The sequence below is a fragment of the Rheinheimera muenzenbergensis genome, assembly GCF_036984005.1.
Taxonomy (GTDB): Bacteria; Pseudomonadota; Gammaproteobacteria; order Enterobacterales; family Alteromonadaceae; genus Alishewanella; species Alishewanella muenzenbergensis.
The window spans coordinates 1-17,038 of record NZ_JALAAR010000006.1; the positions used below are offsets into that span (position 1 = coordinate 1).

Annotated in this window: 18 protein-coding genes; 12 read left to right on the forward strand and 6 right to left on the reverse strand. The window is 48.4% G+C overall.

All coding sequences use genetic code 11. From position 1 onward, the window contains the following. Positions 1-358: 358 nt before the first annotated feature. The gene (locus MN202_RS08425) at positions 359-847 is read left to right on the forward strand and encodes an RNA-binding protein (RefSeq protein WP_335735663.1); all 489 of its coding nucleotides are present in this window, start codon (positions 359-361) and stop codon (positions 845-847) included. Positions 848-977: 130 nt separating this feature from the next. Further along, positions 978-2,075, forward strand: coding sequence for a tRNA (uridine(54)-C5)-methyltransferase TrmA (trmA, locus tag MN202_RS08430; protein ID WP_335735664.1), 1,098 nt, complete (start codon positions 978-980; stop codon positions 2,073-2,075). 2 nt (positions 2,076-2,077) lie between these two features. Here the strand turns inward: trmA and fabR are convergent, their stop codons facing one another. Next, positions 2,078-2,692 carry an HTH-type transcriptional repressor FabR gene (gene fabR / locus MN202_RS08435; RefSeq protein WP_335735665.1) on the reverse strand — a complete coding sequence of 205 codons (615 nt, stop codon included), beginning with the start codon at positions 2,690-2,692 and terminating at the stop codon, positions 2,078-2,080. Positions 2,693-2,790: 98 nt separating this feature from the next. On the opposite strand from fabR, the gene MN202_RS08440 reads away from it, so the two are divergent. The 3 genes from MN202_RS08440 (at position 2,791) to MN202_RS08450 (ending at position 6,908) form a co-directional block, all read left to right on the forward strand. Continuing rightward, positions 2,791-3,909 carry an acyl-CoA desaturase gene (locus MN202_RS08440; RefSeq protein WP_335735666.1) on the forward strand — a complete coding sequence of 373 codons (1,119 nt, stop codon included), beginning with the start codon at positions 2,791-2,793 and terminating at the stop codon, positions 3,907-3,909. A gap of 87 nt (positions 3,910-3,996) precedes the next feature. Further along, positions 3,997-5,421: a Si-specific NAD(P)(+) transhydrogenase gene (gene sthA, locus MN202_RS08445; protein ID WP_335735667.1), complete on the forward strand. Its 1,425-nt coding sequence runs from the start codon at positions 3,997-3,999 to the stop codon at positions 5,419-5,421. A 128-nt stretch (positions 5,422-5,549) separates the two neighbouring features. Next, positions 5,550-6,908, forward strand: a complete 1,359-nt coding sequence (locus MN202_RS08450; RefSeq protein WP_335735668.1) for an energy transducer TonB — start codon at positions 5,550-5,552, stop codon at positions 6,906-6,908. A gap of 58 nt (positions 6,909-6,966) precedes the next feature. On the opposite strand, the gene hemE is transcribed toward MN202_RS08450, so the two are convergent. Continuing rightward, positions 6,967-8,049 carry a uroporphyrinogen decarboxylase gene (gene hemE, locus MN202_RS08455; protein ID WP_335735872.1) on the reverse strand — a complete coding sequence of 361 codons (1,083 nt, stop codon included), beginning with the start codon at positions 8,047-8,049 and terminating at the stop codon, positions 6,967-6,969. 273 nt (positions 8,050-8,322) lie between these two features. Beyond that, positions 8,323-9,117: an NAD(+) diphosphatase gene (gene nudC, locus MN202_RS08460; RefSeq protein ID WP_335735669.1), complete on the reverse strand. Its 795-nt coding sequence runs from the start codon at positions 9,115-9,117 to the stop codon at positions 8,323-8,325. A 146-nt stretch (positions 9,118-9,263) separates the two neighbouring features. Between nudC and rsd the strand changes: the two genes are divergently transcribed. Then, a complete protein-coding gene (gene rsd / locus MN202_RS08465) occupies positions 9,264-9,749 on the forward strand; it encodes a sigma D regulator (RefSeq protein WP_335735670.1) in 486 nt (161 codons plus the stop codon). 57 nt (positions 9,750-9,806) lie between these two features. Here rsd and fkpA read toward each other — a convergent pair whose 3' ends face one another. Then, positions 9,807-10,547 carry an FKBP-type peptidyl-prolyl cis-trans isomerase gene (gene fkpA / locus MN202_RS08470; RefSeq protein WP_335735671.1) on the reverse strand — a complete coding sequence of 247 codons (741 nt, stop codon included), beginning with the start codon at positions 10,545-10,547 and terminating at the stop codon, positions 9,807-9,809. 87 nt (positions 10,548-10,634) lie between these two features. Here fkpA and MN202_RS08475 point away from each other — a divergent pair, with 87 nt between their 5' ends. Then, complete coding sequence (locus MN202_RS08475) at positions 10,635-11,633, forward strand: WD40 repeat domain-containing protein (protein ID WP_335735672.1); 999 nt, start codon at positions 10,635-10,637, stop codon at positions 11,631-11,633. Further along, entirely contained in the window at positions 11,620-11,847 is a 228-nt protein-coding gene (locus MN202_RS08480; RefSeq protein ID WP_335735673.1) for a SlyX family protein, read from the forward strand. The genes MN202_RS08475 and MN202_RS08480 overlap by 14 nt, the downstream gene beginning before the upstream one ends. Positions 11,848-11,993: 146 nt before the next feature. Here MN202_RS08480 and MN202_RS08485 read toward each other — a convergent pair whose 3' ends face one another. After that, on the reverse strand, positions 11,994-12,200 hold the full coding sequence (locus MN202_RS08485; RefSeq protein WP_335735674.1) for a YheV family putative zinc ribbon protein: 207 nt from the start codon (positions 12,198-12,200) through the stop codon (positions 11,994-11,996). A 104-nt stretch (positions 12,201-12,304) separates the two neighbouring features. On the opposite strand from MN202_RS08485, the gene MN202_RS08490 reads away from it, so the two are divergent. The 3 genes from MN202_RS08490 to MN202_RS08500 all read left to right on the forward strand — a co-directional run bounded on the left by MN202_RS08490 (position 12,305) and on the right by MN202_RS08500 (position 14,929). Next, complete coding sequence (locus tag MN202_RS08490; protein WP_335735675.1) at positions 12,305-14,212, forward strand: ATP-binding cassette domain-containing protein; 1,908 nt, start codon at positions 12,305-12,307, stop codon at positions 14,210-14,212. Continuing rightward, entirely contained in the window at positions 14,205-14,699 is a 495-nt protein-coding gene (locus MN202_RS08495; RefSeq protein WP_335735676.1) for a TIGR02444 family protein, read from the forward strand. Before MN202_RS08490 ends, MN202_RS08495 begins: the two co-directional genes overlap by 8 nt. An 89-nt stretch (positions 14,700-14,788) precedes the next feature. Continuing rightward, positions 14,789-14,929 (forward strand): DUF3149 domain-containing protein, encoded by a 141-nt coding sequence (locus MN202_RS08500; RefSeq protein WP_335735677.1) that lies wholly within the window; start codon positions 14,789-14,791, stop codon positions 14,927-14,929. 9 nt (positions 14,930-14,938) lie between these two features. Here MN202_RS08500 and fdxA read toward each other — a convergent pair whose 3' ends face one another. Beyond that, positions 14,939-15,265 carry a ferredoxin FdxA gene (gene fdxA, locus MN202_RS08505; RefSeq protein WP_335735678.1) on the reverse strand — a complete coding sequence of 109 codons (327 nt, stop codon included), beginning with the start codon at positions 15,263-15,265 and terminating at the stop codon, positions 14,939-14,941. Positions 15,266-15,412: 147 nt separating this feature from the next. On the opposite strand from fdxA, the gene MN202_RS08510 reads away from it, so the two are divergent. After that, positions 15,413-17,038, forward strand: coding sequence for an NAD(P)/FAD-dependent oxidoreductase (locus MN202_RS08510; protein WP_335735679.1), 1,626 nt, complete (start codon positions 15,413-15,415; stop codon positions 17,036-17,038).

Consider the following 17,038-nt stretch of genomic DNA (forward strand, 5'->3'; position numbering starts at 1 on the left):
GTTTACCACCACCGTGAAGCGAGGGCGCCATTTTAGTGATTTAAACTTTCGTGTCAAGCGTCTTTTTAAAAGATTTTCGCAACTCAGTTTTTATCACCCGAAGCCTGCTAAGTGCAGCGCCCCGTGGCATGGCGCGCATTATAGGGCGTTTTTAAACAGGCGCAAGCACTAAAGTAATAAAAAGTGCATTTAGCATGTTGTTTGCCTACTAATTCAGCTTTTTGCATGTTTTACCAACAAACCCAGGCAAAACAGGCTACGTTTTGTGGTTGCGGTTTATTACCTAACCGCTAAGATAAGGCTGCTTTATATTGTTAAAGCATTCCGATAAATAGAATTAAGTGCTTAGGATATTATTATGTTACCCACTTTACGTGCTTCTTTGCCATATACACTGGCATTAGCGGTGTTGGCTTATCTTGGCTTTGCTTTTCTTCCTGATTTCGTATTGGCTCAGGAAATTTTCGTGGTAATAGGTGTGTTAGCAGCTGGCATACTGGTGCCAGTGTTAGTAGATGTAAAAGAGCGCAAAGCTACTGCGTCGACTGCGCCTTTGGCCGCAGTGGACTATAAAGGTGATACGACTACTTTATATGTTGGTAATTTGCCGTATCGGGCCAACGAGGATGCCGTTAAAGAGTTATTCCAGCGTTTCGGTGTTGTCGTTAATGTCCGCTTGATGAAAGATCGACAAACAGGTCGTCGTCGTGGTTTTGGTTTTGTTGAAGTAGCCGCAAAAGATGGCAACAAGATGATTCAGAAGTTGAATGACTTTAATTTTCAGGAACGCACATTAAAAGTGCGCGAAGCTAAAGAGCGTCAGGATAATGACGACGCTGAAGAGTAAGCATTAACGTTTGCAAAAGGGAAGCTTTGGCTTCCCTTTTTTAATGCTAAATCCCACTCTGGTCATATTCATGGTTGGCTCAACTTGCTCTGTGGCTTAAAATAGTCGTTTTGATTGAGCAGAGCGATAAATGAGCGTAGGTCAGGTTTTCCCAGAGCAGTATTCACAGCAACTTGACGATAAGGTTGCCGCAGTGCAGCAACTACTGTCAGATTTCAATGTGCCAGCAGCAGAGATTTTCCGCTCTGAACCCGCTCACTACCGATTACGCGCTGAATTTCGTATTTGGCACAACGGTGATGATATCTATCATGCCATGTTTGACTCAGAGACACGCGACAAAGTACGCATTGACTACTTTCCGGTAGCTTGCCGCACTATTGCTGATTTTATGCCGCGGCTACTAGAGAATATTCAGTTTAATCACGAACTACGCTACAAGTTATATCAGGTAGACTATTTGGCAACATTATCCGGCGAGCTGCTGGTGTCTCTTATATATAAGCGGCCATTAACCAACAGCTGGCTGGAACAGGCGAAGCAATTAACGGACAAACTTGCCGGACAATATAAAGTGAAGTTTATCGGCCGTTCGCGTAAGCAAAAGCTTATGGTCAGTAACGACTACGTCACTGAGCAATTTGAGTTGGACGGCGAACAGTTACAGTATCAGCAAATTGAAGGCAGCTTTACCCAACCTAATGGTGAAGTAAACCGCCAAATGCTAGGCTGGGCGAAAAAGATTGCGCAACAATTGTCAGGGGACCTGCTCGAATTATATTGTGGTAACGGCAATTTTTCTGTCGCTCTGGCACCTTGTTTTAATCAGGTGGTGGCCACCGAGATTTCCCGCACCTCGATTAAATCGGCACAGTACAATATCGCACTGAATAATGTCGAGAATTTACAGGTACTGCAAATGTCTGCTGAGGATGTGTCAGCCGCACTGCAACAAGGCAGCAAACTGAAACAACTCGATTTGGCGGATATGCAACTAAATACTGTATTGGTCGACCCACCGCGCGCTGGTCTGGACGATGGTACCGAACAGCTGGTAAGCCGCTTTAATGACATTATTTATATTTCATGCAACCCGCAAACCCTGGCACAGAATTTACAGGCTCTTATAAAAACACACGATGTGGTGCAACTGGCTGTATTTGACCAGTTTCCTTATACCCACCATATAGAAAGCGGTGTTTGGCTGCGAAAACGCCCCAGCCAGTAACATTAAATTGAGTTTTTAGGTTTGCGGCCATAACCGGCCGCACCATGTGCCAGCCAGCGTAATTGAGTAATAGTCCGGCTGGTTAAATAAGCATATTGCTCGGCTGGCGCGTCCAGTGCGTCCGCCCCGGTATGAAATACCAATATCACCATCGCCTCCGCCTGCGCCCTGGCTAATTCGTCAGGGCAAGTCGTCTCCTTGCGCAAATATTCGGCCAGTTCGGCGACAAAGTGCTGAATTTCGCGTGCTACTGCACTTCTGAATGCAGCCGAAGTGCCGGAGCGCTCACGCAATAACAGACGAAAAACGTTGCTGTTGCCGGTGACAAACTCCATAAAGGTTTCAATTGATGTACGGATAACACTGCCGTTTTTTTCGATACGCTGCCGCGCCTGGCGCATTAATTGACGCAACATTAAACCTGCTTCGTCCACTAAAGTCAGGCCCAACTCATCCATATCAGCGAAGTGACGATAGAATGATGTTGGCGCTATACCCGCCTCTCGTGCAACTTCACGTAAGCTTAAGCTGGCAAAGCTTTTATCAGCACTTAGTTGGGAAAAAGCCGCATTGATAATGGCACGACGGGTACGCTCTTTCTGCTCGGCTCTTGACACAAATTCCCCTTTCTTCCGCGAAAAGCACTATTTTATACCTTGACCCCGGTGTTATCACCAGTAGAATGAGCGAACAGTTGTAAGCTAAACGGCCTTTTATGAAGCAAGCACCGATTATTTGGACCAACGTCCTGCTCTTTTCCATCACTACCTTGTTTGCTGCCATTGGCGTGCCGTGGTACGCCATGACAGTTGGTTTTGGCTGGGCCGAGATTATTGCCACTATTATATGCTTAGGTTACTGCGGTATGTCTATTACTGCCGGTTATCATCGCCTGTGGGCGCATAAAACTTATGAGGCTCATCCGTTGTTACAATGGCTCTATGCTATTGGTGGTGCCTTTGCACTGCAAAACAGCGCTTTGCATTGGTCTGCCGACCATCGTGTACATCATCGCCATGTCGATAACAACGATAAAGACCCCTATTCAGCAGGCCGCGGTTTCTGGTACAGCCATATTGGCTGGATGCTGCGAGACTACCCTGGCGTTGAAAAGCCAGATTACAACAACTGCCGTGATCTGCAAAAAAATCATATTGTGATGTGGCAGCATCGGAATTACCTGTGGCTAACTATCGCTACTAACTTTGGCATTCCACTGCTGTTAGGGCTAATTAGCGGCAATATAATTGGCATGCTGCTATCAGCCGGCGTGTTGCGGCTGGTGCTTAGCCATCACTTCACCTTTTTTATTAACTCGCTGGCCCATATTTGGGGTAGTCAGCCTTATACCGATCAAAATTCTGCCCGCGACAACGGCGTACTGGCGTTTTTAACCTATGGCGAGGGTTACCATAATTTCCATCATATTTTTGAATCTGATTACCGTAACGGCATTAAATGGTACCAGTTTGATCCAACAAAATGGTTTATAAAAACCGCCTCCTGGCTTGGTTTAACCCGTAATTTACGTGTTGTGCCGGAAGAGCGCATTGCCCAGGCCAAAGCTAAAATGCAGCTGCAACGTGCGATTGCAAAAGTAAAACTGCGGCCCAACGCTGAGCAGCTGTTACAACTGCTCGAGCAAGAATACGAATTGCTAATGGCCAGAATGCAGGACTACTATCAACTGAAAAAGCAGTTGTTACTACAACGAAAAGACCAACTGGTCGCGCAGTATCAAGCGGTCGATTTTAAACAACGCTATAGTGAGTTTAAGCAACATCTACAGCAACAGCAGCAGCACTGGCAACGGCTGGTAACAGCCGTCAGTTAATGGAAAAAAGAGACTGCGGTCTCTTTTTTTGTGTGCAAGACCTGATATGCTCAAGTTTAACTTCACCAAATCAGTGAGATAAGCCGCGTGAGTACTAAAAAAACCGCAACTAAAAAAGCCAGTTTTGATTTTGATGCCATTGTTATCGGCACCGGCCCTGGCGGTGAAGGTGCAGCCATGTACCTTGCAAAAAGCGGGCTTAAGGTAGCGGCAATTGAACGTTATCATTCGGTTGGCGGTGGTTGCACCCACTGGGGCACAATCCCGTCAAAAGCGCTGCGGCACTCGGTAAGCCGGTTAATCGAATTTAATGAAAACCCGCTGTTTCAGATGGATGAACAGCACACCAAACTGACTTTTTCGCAAATTTTGAAACACGCCGCCGGCGTGATCCGCAAACAGGTGCGGCTACGTTCCGGATTTTATGACCGCAATCAGGTAAAAATATATCAGGGCGAAGCCCGTTTTATCGACCCACACCGTATATCAATTTGCAGCGCTGATGGCAGTAGTTTCGAGCTTAGCGCCAAAACATTTGTTATTGCTACAGGTTCAAGGCCTTATCGCCCGGCAGAAGTCGATTTTAATCACAGCAGGATCTACGATTCAGACACTATTTTATCGCTGCAGCATGATCCAAAACATATCATTATTTATGGCGCAGGTGTGATTGGCTGTGAGTATGCCTCGATTTTCCGGGGATTGGCCGTTCGGGTCGATTTGGTCAATACCCGTGATCGTTTGTTATCTTTTATGGATGCAGAAATATCAGATTCATTAAGTTATCATTTCTGGAACTCCGGCATGACCATCCGTCACGGCGAGGAGTTTGACCGTATCGAAGGCACAAGCGATGGTGTGGTGCTGCACTTAAAATCCGGCAAAAGAATGAAAGCCGATTGCTTTTTATTTGCCAATGGCCGCACCGGCAACACTGAGATGCTGAATTTAGACGCCATCGGGCTGGAAGCTGACAGCCGTGGCCTGCTGAAGGTAAATAAACACTACCAAACCAGTTGCGACAATATTTATGCCGTTGGCGATGTTATTGGTTATCCCAGCCTGGCTAGTGCCGCTTATGATCAGGGGCGCTTAGCCGGTGAAGCTATTGTTAAAGGCAATCTGGATGCGCATTTAATAGCGGATATCCCTGTCGGTATTTATACAATTCCAGAAATGAGCTCTGTAGGTAAAACCGAGCAGGAACTCACCGCAGCCAAGATCCCCTATGAAGTTGGCCGTGCTCAATTCAAACATCTGGCTCGGGCACAAATAGCCAACACCAGTGTTGGCAGTTTAAAACTGCTATTTCATCGTGATACGCTAGAAATTCTCGGGATTCATTGTTTTGGCGAACGAGCGGCTGAAATAGTCCATATCGGTCAGGCCATTATGATGCAAAAAAATGGCGGTAACACTCTGGAATATTTTGTTCATACCACCTTTAACTACCCAACCATGGCCGAGGCATATCGTGTAGCTGCACTTAATGGGTTAAACCGATTATTTTAAATCTTAACATATTGATAAATAATACATTTTAATCTCAACTTAGCCTGTTAGATTTATTTTTGTTTTGGCTGAAAATTCGTTGTAAACTCAATTGCATAATAATTAAATAAACTGTTGTTGGAGCTAATATGGTGAAGCTAAAGTACGGGCTTGCGCTACTGATGCTTGCCCTTTCATGTAACACAATGGCGGATTTTCCCGCCGCCCGCAGCCTGTTCGAGAAACAGGAATATGCACTGGCTAAACCTCAATTGGAGACATTGGCTGAACTTGGTCATCTTGAAGCCCAATTTTTGTTGTCTCGTATGTATGCGGAAGGTTTGGGTGTGGATAAAGATATTAATCTTGCCTATGCCTGGACGTTGATCGCAAAAGAACGGAATCATCCGCAGGCTGATCAGCAATACCGCAGCCTCAGAACAAAATTGACCTCCCGATTACAGGGCAAAGAAGTCTACACAACATTGAATAACCAGTTTGGTAAGCAAGCTTTAGAAAGCCTGCTCTACCCTACAGCCAACCGTTACGTGTTATCCGACGTTCGCGTTAAACCCATAGCTCAACCAGAGCCGGAATACCCCAGCTATTTTGAAAGATCAGGTGTTGCGGCATGGGCAATAGTTCACTATGACATTAATGAAGATGGCCATACGGAAAATGCTCAGGTTGTCGCGTCTTTTCCTGTTGATGCAATTTCGGAATATATTCTACCGGCTGTGGCTAACTGGCGGTTTGAGCCACCCAAAGATCTCTACGGTGACCCAATGCGGTTAGAAATGCAGTCTCACACTTTCAGGATAAAATCTTCAATCAGCTCCCGGACGCGGAAATTTGACCGCGAAAATCAGGAGTACATCGATGCTATCCTGGCTGCGGCTAAAACTGAAGCCGCCAAATATCAGTACCTGTATGCTTTGCTGGCAGAGAACCGGATGGTAGATAACACCAATGCAATGGATTGGTATTTACAAGCCGCAATTAACGGTTACCCGGCGGCGCAGTATCGTTTAGCGCAATGCCTGGTAACAGGAAACGGCTGTGATCGTGATCCGAGTAAAGCAATAAACTGGCTGACCATTTCTGCCGATGGCGGAGATGCAAAGGCAGCCTATTTGCTGGCACAGGAATTACTCGATAGTAATAATGTCAACTATGACCCGCATAAGGCAGCGTTTTATCTCGAAATTGCCGCTTTAACAGAATACATGCCGGCGATTACTGAATATGCAGCGTTGCTCGCCATGTCGGATAACCCGACTCTGCGTGATCCGCAAAAAGCTATCCGCCTGGCAGAACAAGGCCGGACTATTGACGCTAATAATCCAAACTTACTATCAACGCTGGGTGTGGCTTTTATTGAATTGGGCCAACAAAGCCGCGGTGAATCTATGTTACGCCAGGCGTTGGAAGAAGCGAAAAAGCGTAATTGGGCAGTGCAGAATTTTGAAGATTTGCTGGAAGACTATCAAACACTAGCGACAAACTGAGTTAATACAGGCACCAAGTCATCCGATCTAAGCGGATGCCTGGTGCCGATTTTATAGGCTATTCGCTAATCTCAGCATTCATATGGTAAGTGCGGCTAAAGGCATGCACGGCATCGATAAACACACTGACACGCTCTGGATCAACATCCGGCGTAATACCATGCCCTAAGTTAAAGACGTGGCCTGAGCCTTGGCCAAAACCATCCAGGATCATTTGCACTTCCTGGCGAATGCGCTCTGGCGATCCAAGTAAAATGGCCGGGTCCATATTGCCTTGTAGCGCAACCTTATGACCGACCCTCGCCTTAGCATCAGCGATGTTAATGGTCCAGTCCAGGCCTAAAGCATCACAGCCAGTGTTGGCAATCGACTCCAGCCACATACCGCCATTTTTGGTAAATAAAGTCACTGGTACCTTACGGCCATCTGCTTCACGGGTTAAACCATTGATAATCTGTTGCATATAGCCAAGTGAAAACTCCTGATAATCGCGCGGTGTTAACACACCACCCCAGGTATCAAAAATCATCACTGATTGTGCACCGGCAGCGATTTGTGCGTTCAGATAAAGAGTGACACTTTGCGCCAGCTTATCCAGTAACAGGTGCAGTGCTTCTGGTTCACTGAACATCATTTTTTTAATGATACCAAAGGTTTTACTGCCACCACCTTCTACCATATAGGTCGCCAGTGTCCAGGGGCTGCCAGAAAAACCAATCAGCGGCACGCTGCCGTCCAGTTCACGACGGATAGTGCGCACTGCATCCATAACATAACGCAGTTCTTGCTCAGGATCCGGTATTGGTAGATTCGCAATATCAATAAAATCACGCAGTGGCCGCTGAAACTTAGGCCCCTCACCTTCACCAAAGTACAGGCCAAGGCCCATAGCGTCAGGGATGGTTAAAATATCGCTGAATAAAATGGCGGCATCCAGCGCATAACGCCGCAGCGGCTGCAGCGTTACCTCACAAGCCAACTCGGGATTTTTGCACAGTGACATAAAATCACCGGCTTGAGCGCGGGTTGCACGGTATTCTGGTAAATAACGTCCTGCCTGGCGCATCATCCATACCGGCGTACGATCTACCGGTTGCTTTAACAAGGCCCTGAGATAGCGATCATTTTTCAGCTGCATAATAAACCCGTCATAAATCAAATTGGCGTTATTTTAGCATCAAGCCAGCGCGACGCCTATTGTTTCGCGGTAAAGCTTCTGTTCAGGTTTTTTTTGTTCAACACTTGTCATAATAAAATCATTCTGCTATAACATTGCTGCGCTAGTGAAGAATAACAAGTAAGAAGCTCGGTAAAACGAGACCTCGCAAAACATTTAGTTAAGCCACATTATGTGGCTTTTTTATTTTCTACCGTCCATAGCTTCGCTTTGTAATAGATCTGTCCAGTAAATTTTTCATTTCCCTGCGCTTTGTTGTAATCGCTGAATAATCTGACCGGATAACGTCTCTGGCGGCGGTACTTCCGGCAACTCATCTAAACTAAACCATGCCGCCTGCTCTATCTCATTCGGCTGACAAACAATATCACCAGCAACGTAGTCGGCGATAAACCCCGTCATCAGCGAATGCGGAAAAGGCCATGGCTGGCTACCCACATAACGTAAGTTAGTAATATCCACGCCCACTTCTTCTTTTACCTCCCGAATCGCGGCTTGCTCCAGTGTTTCCGCAGATTCAACAAAGCCGGCCAGGATGGAAAAAAAGCCTTGCCGGTGCCGGCTGGAGCGTGCCAGTAATATTTTGCCCTGATGCGCAATACCCACTAACACGCAGGGTGCTATACGCGGATAACAGCGATGGCCGCACTTATTACACAGCATGGCCAGCTCCCAATTCACCAACTGCATTGCACTGCCGCATTGGCCACAAAAACGATGGGTTTGTAAAAACAGCGCTACCTGTGTGGCTCGAGCCGCGAGTTGAAAAGTACATTCGCCGTGGCCAAGTAGTTCACGCGGTGATACCCAATCTTGCTCATGCTCTATATGGTCATGATTAATGACTAAAAATGCATCCAGCCCCTCTGCCTGTCCCAGCCAACAAATATGCTCTGGCATGGCCGATAGCGCTAATTCGGCATAGCTACAGCGTGGTAATTGCTGTGTTGCATTCAGCCAAATCCGGCCCCGGCTAACAACAAACCAGAGCCCTTGCTGAGTTGCCGCCGGACTGATACTGTGTCTAATCATCTGAGATCCCTGTTACTGACGTGATACAAACAGTATCATAGGTGCTATTGACTGCACCGACCAATAAAAAAACGGTTGATCTTTAGCGCAAAATTCATTTAATTAGAACTTACTGCAGCAAGGCTGCTGCACTTAAGGAGAAGGCAATGTACACCCGTGTGCAGAATGCGCAACAAAAATGGGGTGGCTCGCTTAGCGCCATCGACACCTGGCTGGAAGAGCGTCAACAATTGATCGTTAGCTACTGCAAGCTAGCTGCATTGCCGCCATTTGATCACAAAAGAACGACGATGCCTTCACAGCACGCCGTGCAGGAGTTTTGTCAGTTGCTGGTGGATTACTTATCGGCCGGCCACTTTGAGGTGTACGAACGCATAGTGTCAGAATGTGCGGTAAATGGAACCGACAGTCGCAAACTGGCTGACAGTCTGTATCCTAAAATTGCCGTATCAACTGATTTGGCACTCAACTTTAATGACAACTACGCTGAGCATTTAAGTACCCGCCATAGCGGTGCCTTTGACCGTGAACTATCGGCACTGGGTCAGGCGCTGGAAGAGCGTTTTGAGTATGAAGATGAACTGATCAACACGCTACACGAAAAGCACAGCGATAACAGCATTTCAGCGTAATGCTGACTTTAGCTATAAAAAAAGCGGCATCAGCCGCTTTTTTCATTAGGACACCGCTTACTTCTCTGCAGTTTCAGCTTGAACGATTTCCAGTAACTCTACTTCAAACAACAGTACGCTGTTTGGCTTGATCACGCCCATATCGCGCTCACCATAAGCCAGCTCTGACGGAATAGTGAACTTGAATTTAGAACCTACGTTCATCAGTTGCACACCTTCAGTCCAGCCCGGAATAACACGGTTTAACGGGAACTGAGCCGGTTCGCCACGATCAACTGAGCTGTCAAACTTAGTGCCATCTACCAGGGTACCGGTGTAGTGAACTTTAACCGTGTCGGTCGCCGCTGGCTTTGCACCTTCTGCCGCTTGCAGTACTTCATACTGTAAGCCTGACTCAGTAACCGTTACGCCTGCTTTCTGGGCGTTTTGTTCCAGGTAGCTCTTACCGGCAGCAATGGCCTGGGCGGCTTCAGCTTCGGCGATAGCAGCTTGCTTCTCACGGAACTGTTCTTCCAGAGCCGTCATCATCGCCTGCACGTCTTCTTCAGACAATTCTGCTTTATCGGCAATTGCATCTTGTACACCGCGTAAAATTAACGCGCTGTCCAGCGACAAACCCATCTTGCTGTATTCATCCAGAGTACCGTCTAAATAACGGCCTACTGAAACACCCAGGCTGTATGATTGTTTAGCTGCGTCAGTGTCCAGCACTACTGGCTTTTGTTCAGCTTCTTTCTGACAAGCGGTAAGGGTGAAAACAGCCACTGCAAGCAGCGACATTTTGCTAACTAAGCGCATTCGGTTCTCCAATATTTACGCAGCCAGGCTGCAAAAGTATGTTTTAATAGTGTCCAATGAACTGACCTATACTAACGGTTTGCGAGGATGAGGTTAACACCCGAGATGAAATATCCGCTATTTTTTCTGCTGTTGCTGCTAACTGGCTGTGAAAAAATGACCGCAGAAGCTCCTCTGCAACAATTTCCGCATGTAGCACAAGGCAGTTATGCCGCGGCCATATCAACAGATGGCCGCTACGCCGCTGTATCGTCTATTCAGGATGGCGTAGCGCTTTGGGATCTAACTAACAATGCGTTGCAGTATCAGTGGCGCCACCAGGACAGCAGTGACAATTTGGTATTTAGTCTGGCGATCAGTAACAACAGCAGCCATGTCTTAACGGCAGATGCCAATACTTATGCGTTATGGCATATCAGTAGCGGCAAAAATCAGGGCTATTGGCAGCTGGACACAGCCACCGTGCGTGACATTGCGTTGTCCGACGATGGTAAACACTTACTGATTGGCAAAAGTGATGGTGGTGTACAGCACATTACTTTACAAAGTGGCCGCCGGCTGGAGTTTTTAGGCCACACTGAGCGGATAAACAGCGTGGCGATGTCACCCAATGGCCGCTATGCCCTTAGCGGCGGAAACGACTACAAAGCTCACCTGTGGGATACCCAAAGTGCGCAAATTATTTATAGTTTTAGCCACCCGAGCCGGGTAACCAAGGTGGCACTGGACCCGCAAGGCCGCTATGCATTTACCGCAGACAGTCAGGATTTAGCCCAGATTTGGGATATTCAAACCGGCCAGTTAGTTAGCACATTACAGTTTACTGCGCGCCAGCAGGTGTTTAGTGCTGTGCAGTTCAGTGCCGACGGCAAATATCTGGCCACCGGCGCCCCTACCCGCAAACTGGCCTTGTGGGAGGTAGCAAGCGGTAAGGAGCTGCAACAGTGGCAGGTATCAGTGCGGCCAGACAGCAGGCCGCCCAGTGCTGTCGTACATGCGGTTGGTTTTTTAGGCGACAACAAAGTGATCAGCGAAAGTTCCAGTGGCATCGCCGAAGTATGGGAGATTAAACATGACACCAAATGAGCAAGAATTGCAGCTGCATATTGTTGAGCTGGAAAACAAACTGGCCTTTCAGGAAGACACCGTTAACAGCCTGAGCAATGAGCTGCTGGAGCACCAAAAGCGCATTGACCGCTTACAACAACAGGTAATGTTGTTGGCAGAAAAATTACGTAACCTGCCAGATGATCAAGGCATACTGCGGCCGGAAGAAGAGCCACCACCGCCGCATTATTAAGTACAGTTTTATTACCTATCTCCGAAAACAGGGTTAGCCTAAGCCAACCGTTGCAGGCCAGGATGGCCGAATCGAGCCCCCAGGGATGGGTTTACGGCGTGTCGGTGTGGGTAACCCTGTTCTCGCAAAGTTTAGCCTTTGTTGCGTTATTCCGGTTTAAACACACCAATTACCTGCTCGGCAGCGCGGCTGGCTTTAGCTATCTGCGCCTCGGGCTGCACCATCTGATGGCCACACTCAACGCATTCCACTTTTTCCACATTGTTTTCCAGAAACAACATCATGGTATCCAATGCTTTGCACTTCGGGCAGCTGGCGCCGGCAATAAAACGTTTCTTTTTGCGTGTTGTCATCTTGTGTCTCGTCTGGCCGGCATAGCAATTTTATTCGCCAAGCCTTGGTTTGTTGCGGTTATACGGGTAAATTAGCAGCCCAATTCAGTTACACAGGAAAAAACATGATCCAGCTGCAACAGGTGGAACTACGCCGCGGTATCCAGTGTTTATTTCAGGGTGCCGATCTTACCGTATTTCCGGGGCAAAAGGTGGGAATTGTCGGTGCCAACGGTTGCGGTAAATCCAGCCTGTTTGCCCTGCTGCTTAATAAATTGCACGCCGACGCAGGCAATGTCAGCATCCCCGCCGGTTGGCACATATCTACCGTAGCGCAGGAAACACCCGCACTGGACTGCAGCGCGATGGATTATGTACTGCAGGGCGACGAGCAGTTATTTCCGTTGTTACTGAAGGTGCGTACCGGTTGCAGTGAATCAGATCTTGCAGCCGTGCATCTGCAAATTGAAGCCTTAGATGGTTACCGCGCCGAAGCCAAAGCCGGCATTTTGCTCGATGGTCTGGGCTTTAGCGGCGAAGCGCAGCAACAGGCGGTTAAGTCATTCTCTGGTGGTTGGCGCATGCGGTTAAACCTGGCCCGTGCCCTGATGCAGCGTGCCGAATTACTGCTACTGGACGAACCTACCAACCACCTTGATTTAGACGCGGTACTCTGGCTGGAAAAATACCTGGCCAACTATCAGGGCACCTTGCTGCTCATCAGCCACGACCGCGATTTTCTCGATGCGGTAACCGATAATATTGTGCATATCGAGCGGCAAACACTAACCCTGTATAAAGGCAACTATAGCCAGTTTGAGCGCCAACGCGCCGAGCAGCTGGCACAGCATCAGGCCAATTTTGATAAACAACAGCGCCAGGTAGCGCATCTGCAAAAATTTATCGACCGCTTTAAAGCGCAGGCCACTAAAGCCCGTCAGGCGCAAAGCCGGATTAAAGCGCTGGAACGTATGACGATACTGGCGCCAGCCCATGTTGACTCGCCTTTCAGTTTTAGTTTCCGCGAACCTAAATCGCTACCTAACCCGCTGCTGAAAATGGACAGTGTGCAGGCCGGATATGCCGATAAAGTCATTTTAAGCCAGATTAAGTTTCAGCTGTTACCCGGTAGCCGTATAGGTTTACTGGGCCGTAATGGCGCCGGTAAATCGACATTAATTAAATTGCTGTCCGGCAATATGGCGCCGCAAAGCGGCGAAGTCTGGTACGCCAATGGCGTCAGTTTAGGCTATTTTGCCCAGCATCAGCTGGAAACACTGCGGCCGCAGGACTCGCCACTGCAGCATCTGGTGCGGTTAGACCCTTTAGTACCCGAGCAGAAGCTGCGTGATTTCTTGGGCGGCTTTGGCTTTCATGGCGACAAAGCGCTGGAAGCCTGCGCGCCGTTCTCCGGTGGTGAGAAAGCCCGTTTAGTGTTGGCATTAATTGTCTATCAGCGGCCAAATTTATTATTACTCGATGAGCCGACAAACCATCTCGATTTAGATATGCGTGAAGCCATCGTTATGGCGCTGCAAGAGTTTGAAGGTGCGATAGTCATCGTCTCGCACGACCGCCACTTGCTTAGCAGCTGTACCGATGAGTTCTATCTGGTTGCGCATGGCCGCGTGGCACCGTTCGACGGTGATTTAGCCGATTATTACCAGTGGCTGCAACAAGATGCCCGGCAAAGCGCCAGCGTTGCCCAGGCAGACACGCCAGCCAGCAGCAATGTGGTGCGTAAAGATCAGAAGCGGCTGGAAGCCGATTTGCGCAACTTGCTGCGGCCAATTAAACAAAAAGTCGATAAGCTGGAGCAGCAGCAGGAAAAGCTGACCAAAGAGCTGGCAGCTATTGAAGAAAAAATGGCCGACCCGGATATTTACGATGCAAAACGTAAAGCCGAGTTAACGGAATTGCTGGCCAAACAAGCCAGCACCAGCCAAAGCCTTGCCACTATTGAAGAAGACTGGTTTATGGCACAGGACGAACTGGAGCAAAAAACCACGCAGTTCTGGCAGAGCAATGCCTGACAGCAGCAAAGTAGCGGCACAGATAAGCGCTGCTCAGCTGTGGCAATTTAGCCTTGCACTGTACCCGCAGGTAAAAAGCCTGTGTCTGCAGTGGCAGGACGAGCTGGGCGCTAACGTTAACCTGCTGCTGTTGCTGTGTTATTTAGAGCAACAGCAGTTAGGCCTCACGGTCAGTGATTTACAGCAACTGGCCGCAAGGCTGAACAATTTCAGCACAGCCTTTACCCAACCACTGCGTGCACTGCGGCGAAACAGCACAGCGGCAGCATTGCCTGACCAACAACAGCAATTTTTAAAGCAAACGTTGCTGCAAGCCGAATTGGAACTGGAAAAGTTGGAACAACAACTACTGCTGCAACATTGTCCTGCGTTAACTCACTCCGCTTCCGGCTTGCTGGAGCACTATCTGGCCCAGTTAACCAATAACTCAGGGCGTTATCAGCTGCAATTATTTGATCTGCGTCAAGCCATGGCTCAACTGGCGTAAAACCGCTACTGCTTTTTTGATCTGGGTCAGTTAATGCTTCACGGACGTTTTTTACACTGAGCGTATCAACTCAGTCAGAGGATACGGCTATGAATATATGGCAGCAGTTTTTAAATGATCCGGTAATCTTTATCTCTTTTACCGGCTTAGCGATTGTAATTGGCTTGTGCGCGTTTTACGCCATCTATTTTATTTACAAAGTAGAACACGAGCAGCCGGGGACAAAATAAGCACTGCGCTTATTCCAGTTCAAGGTACTGCAGCTTTTCGGGTACGCCATTCCAGGCATCGGCATCAGCCGGTGCCGCTTTTACTTCGCGGATATTAGGCCACAGTTCTGCCAGTTCGGCATTTAATGCAATAAAACCATGCTGCTCTGACGGTACCTTATCTTCCTGCACTATGGCATTAGCCGGGCATTCCGGCTCACACAAACCACAGTCAATGCAGATAGTCGGACTGATGGCCAGAAAATTGGGCCCTTCAAAAAATGCATCCACCGGGCATACCGCCACGCAATCGGTGTATTTGCATTTTATACAGTTATCTAATACCACAAAGGCCATAGTGTGTTGTTTCCCGTTGTTGCAGGCTGGCGATCATACTGCAGTAGCGGCAAAAAACAAGATTACGGACAAAGCCGCGCAGTTGGCGTAAAATAGCACCATCTTGTGAGCTGCCGCCGGCGGCTATGACACCGATACGGAACCCCTATGCTGCGACTTACCGAAATTAAACTGCCGTTAAACCACGAAGAAAGCGCCATTAACGCTGCCATCATTGCTAAGTTAAACATAAAACCCGAACAACTGCATAAGGTTACGATATTTAAACGCGGCTTCGACGCGCGAAAAAAAACCGATATCCAGCTAATTTATACCCTGGATATAGAGGTCGATAACGAAGCAACGTTATTACAAAAGTTCAGCAAAGATCAGCATGTTAAGCCGTCACCGGATACCAGCTATAAGTTTGTTGCCCAGGCGCCGGAACAGTTGCCAGAGCGGCCTATTGTTATCGGCCTTGGCCCCTGCGGCTTATTTGCCGGCTTGCTGCTGGCGCAAATGGGCTTTAAACCCATTATTTTAGAGCGCGGTAAAGAAGTGCGCGAACGAACCAAAGACACCTTTGGTTTTTGGCGCGGTAAAGCGCTAAACCCGGAGTCTAATGTGCAATATGGTGAGGGCGGTGCCGGTACATTTTCTGATGGCAAGCTGTACAGCCAGGTAAAAGATCCAAAGCATTACGGCCGCAAGGTAATGAGCGAATTTGTTGCCGCCGGCGCGCCGGACGAAATAATGTATGTTAGCAAGCCGCATATCGGTACCTTTAAACTGGTGGCGATGGTGGAAAAAATGCGCGCCAGAATCATTGAGCTGGGCGGCGAAATTCGCTTTAGCAGCCGGGTTGATGATTTGCATATCGATAACGGCCAGATCAGCGGTTTAACGCTATCCACCGGTGAACAGCTGCACAGCAAGCATGTGGTGCTGGCAGTGGGCCACAGTGCGCGTGATACCTTTCAGATGCTATATGACAAAGGCGTCTATGTTGAGGCCAAACCGTTTTCGATTGGCTTTCGTATTGAACACGAGCAGTCGATGATAGACGAGTGTCGCTTTGGTCCTAACGCCGGTAACCCGATTTTAGGCGCAGCTGATTACAAACTGGTGCACCATTGCAGCAATGGCCGCAGCGTGTACAGCTTTTGTATGTGCCCGGGCGGCACTGTTGTAGCGGCAGCTTCGGAGCACGGCGGCGTAGTTACTAATGGTATGAGCCAGTATTCGCGCCATGAGCGCAATGCCAACAGCGCTATCGTTGTAGGCATAGATCCGGAGCGCGATTACCCCGGTCACCCGCTGGCGGGTATTGCGCTGCAACGTCAACTGGAGCAGCTGGCGTTTAAAGTCGGTGGCGAAAACTACCATGCACCGGCGCAGCTGATTGGTGACTTTCTCTCTGCTAAGCCGTCTACTGAGCTGGGTGAGGTAAAACCGTCCTACACCCCCAATATCACTTTGACTGACTTAGCCCAGGTGTTGCCAGATTTTGCTATCGCTGCTATCCGTGAAGCCATACCAGCCTTTGATAAACAAATTAAGGGTTTCGCCAAAGCCGATGGTTTACTGACCGGTGTGGAAACCCGTACCTCGTCACCCATTTGCATTAAGCGCGGCGCCGATTATCAAAGTATTAATATTAAAGGCCTGTATCCGGCTGGTGAGGGTGCCGGTTATGCCGGAGGTATTTTGTCGGCGGGTATCGACGGTATTAAAGTCGCCGAAGCTGTGGCCCTGGCAATATTGGCACAGACACAGGCGGCTCCTGGCGTCTGA

Bases quoted from the DNA above. Each gene is read 5' to 3' on its own strand.
- MN202_RS08425 (WP_335735663.1), top strand. From the start codon at position 359: ATGTTACCCACTTTACGTGCTTCTTTGCCATATACACTGGCATTAGCG.
- trmA (WP_335735664.1), top strand. From the start codon at position 978: ATGAGCGTAGGTCAGGTTTTCCCAGAGCAGTATTCACAGCAACTTGAC.
- MN202_RS08440 (WP_335735666.1), top strand. From the start codon at position 2,791: ATGAAGCAAGCACCGATTATTTGGACCAACGTCCTGCTCTTTTCCATC.
- MN202_RS08450 (WP_335735668.1), top strand. From the start codon at position 5,550: ATGGTGAAGCTAAAGTACGGGCTTGCGCTACTGATGCTTGCCCTTTCA.
- nudC (WP_335735669.1), bottom strand. From the start codon at position 9,117: ATGATTAGACACAGTATCAGTCCGGCGGCAACTCAGCAAGGGCTCTGG.
- rsd (WP_335735670.1), top strand. From the start codon at position 9,264: ATGTACACCCGTGTGCAGAATGCGCAACAAAAATGGGGTGGCTCGCTT.
- fkpA (WP_335735671.1), bottom strand. From the start codon at position 10,547: ATGCGCTTAGTTAGCAAAATGTCGCTGCTTGCAGTGGCTGTTTTCACC.
- MN202_RS08475 (WP_335735672.1), top strand. From the start codon at position 10,635: ATGAGGTTAACACCCGAGATGAAATATCCGCTATTTTTTCTGCTGTTG.
- MN202_RS08480 (WP_335735673.1), top strand. From the start codon at position 11,620: ATGACACCAAATGAGCAAGAATTGCAGCTGCATATTGTTGAGCTGGAA.
- MN202_RS08485 (WP_335735674.1), bottom strand. From the start codon at position 12,200: ATGACAACACGCAAAAAGAAACGTTTTATTGCCGGCGCCAGCTGCCCG.
- MN202_RS08490 (WP_335735675.1), top strand. From the start codon at position 12,305: ATGATCCAGCTGCAACAGGTGGAACTACGCCGCGGTATCCAGTGTTTA.
- MN202_RS08495 (WP_335735676.1), top strand. From the start codon at position 14,205: ATGCCTGACAGCAGCAAAGTAGCGGCACAGATAAGCGCTGCTCAGCTG.
- MN202_RS08500 (WP_335735677.1), top strand. From the start codon at position 14,789: ATGAATATATGGCAGCAGTTTTTAAATGATCCGGTAATCTTTATCTCT.
- fdxA (WP_335735678.1), bottom strand. From the start codon at position 15,265: ATGGCCTTTGTGGTATTAGATAACTGTATAAAATGCAAATACACCGAT.
- MN202_RS08510 (WP_335735679.1), top strand. From the start codon at position 15,413: ATGCTGCGACTTACCGAAATTAAACTGCCGTTAAACCACGAAGAAAGC.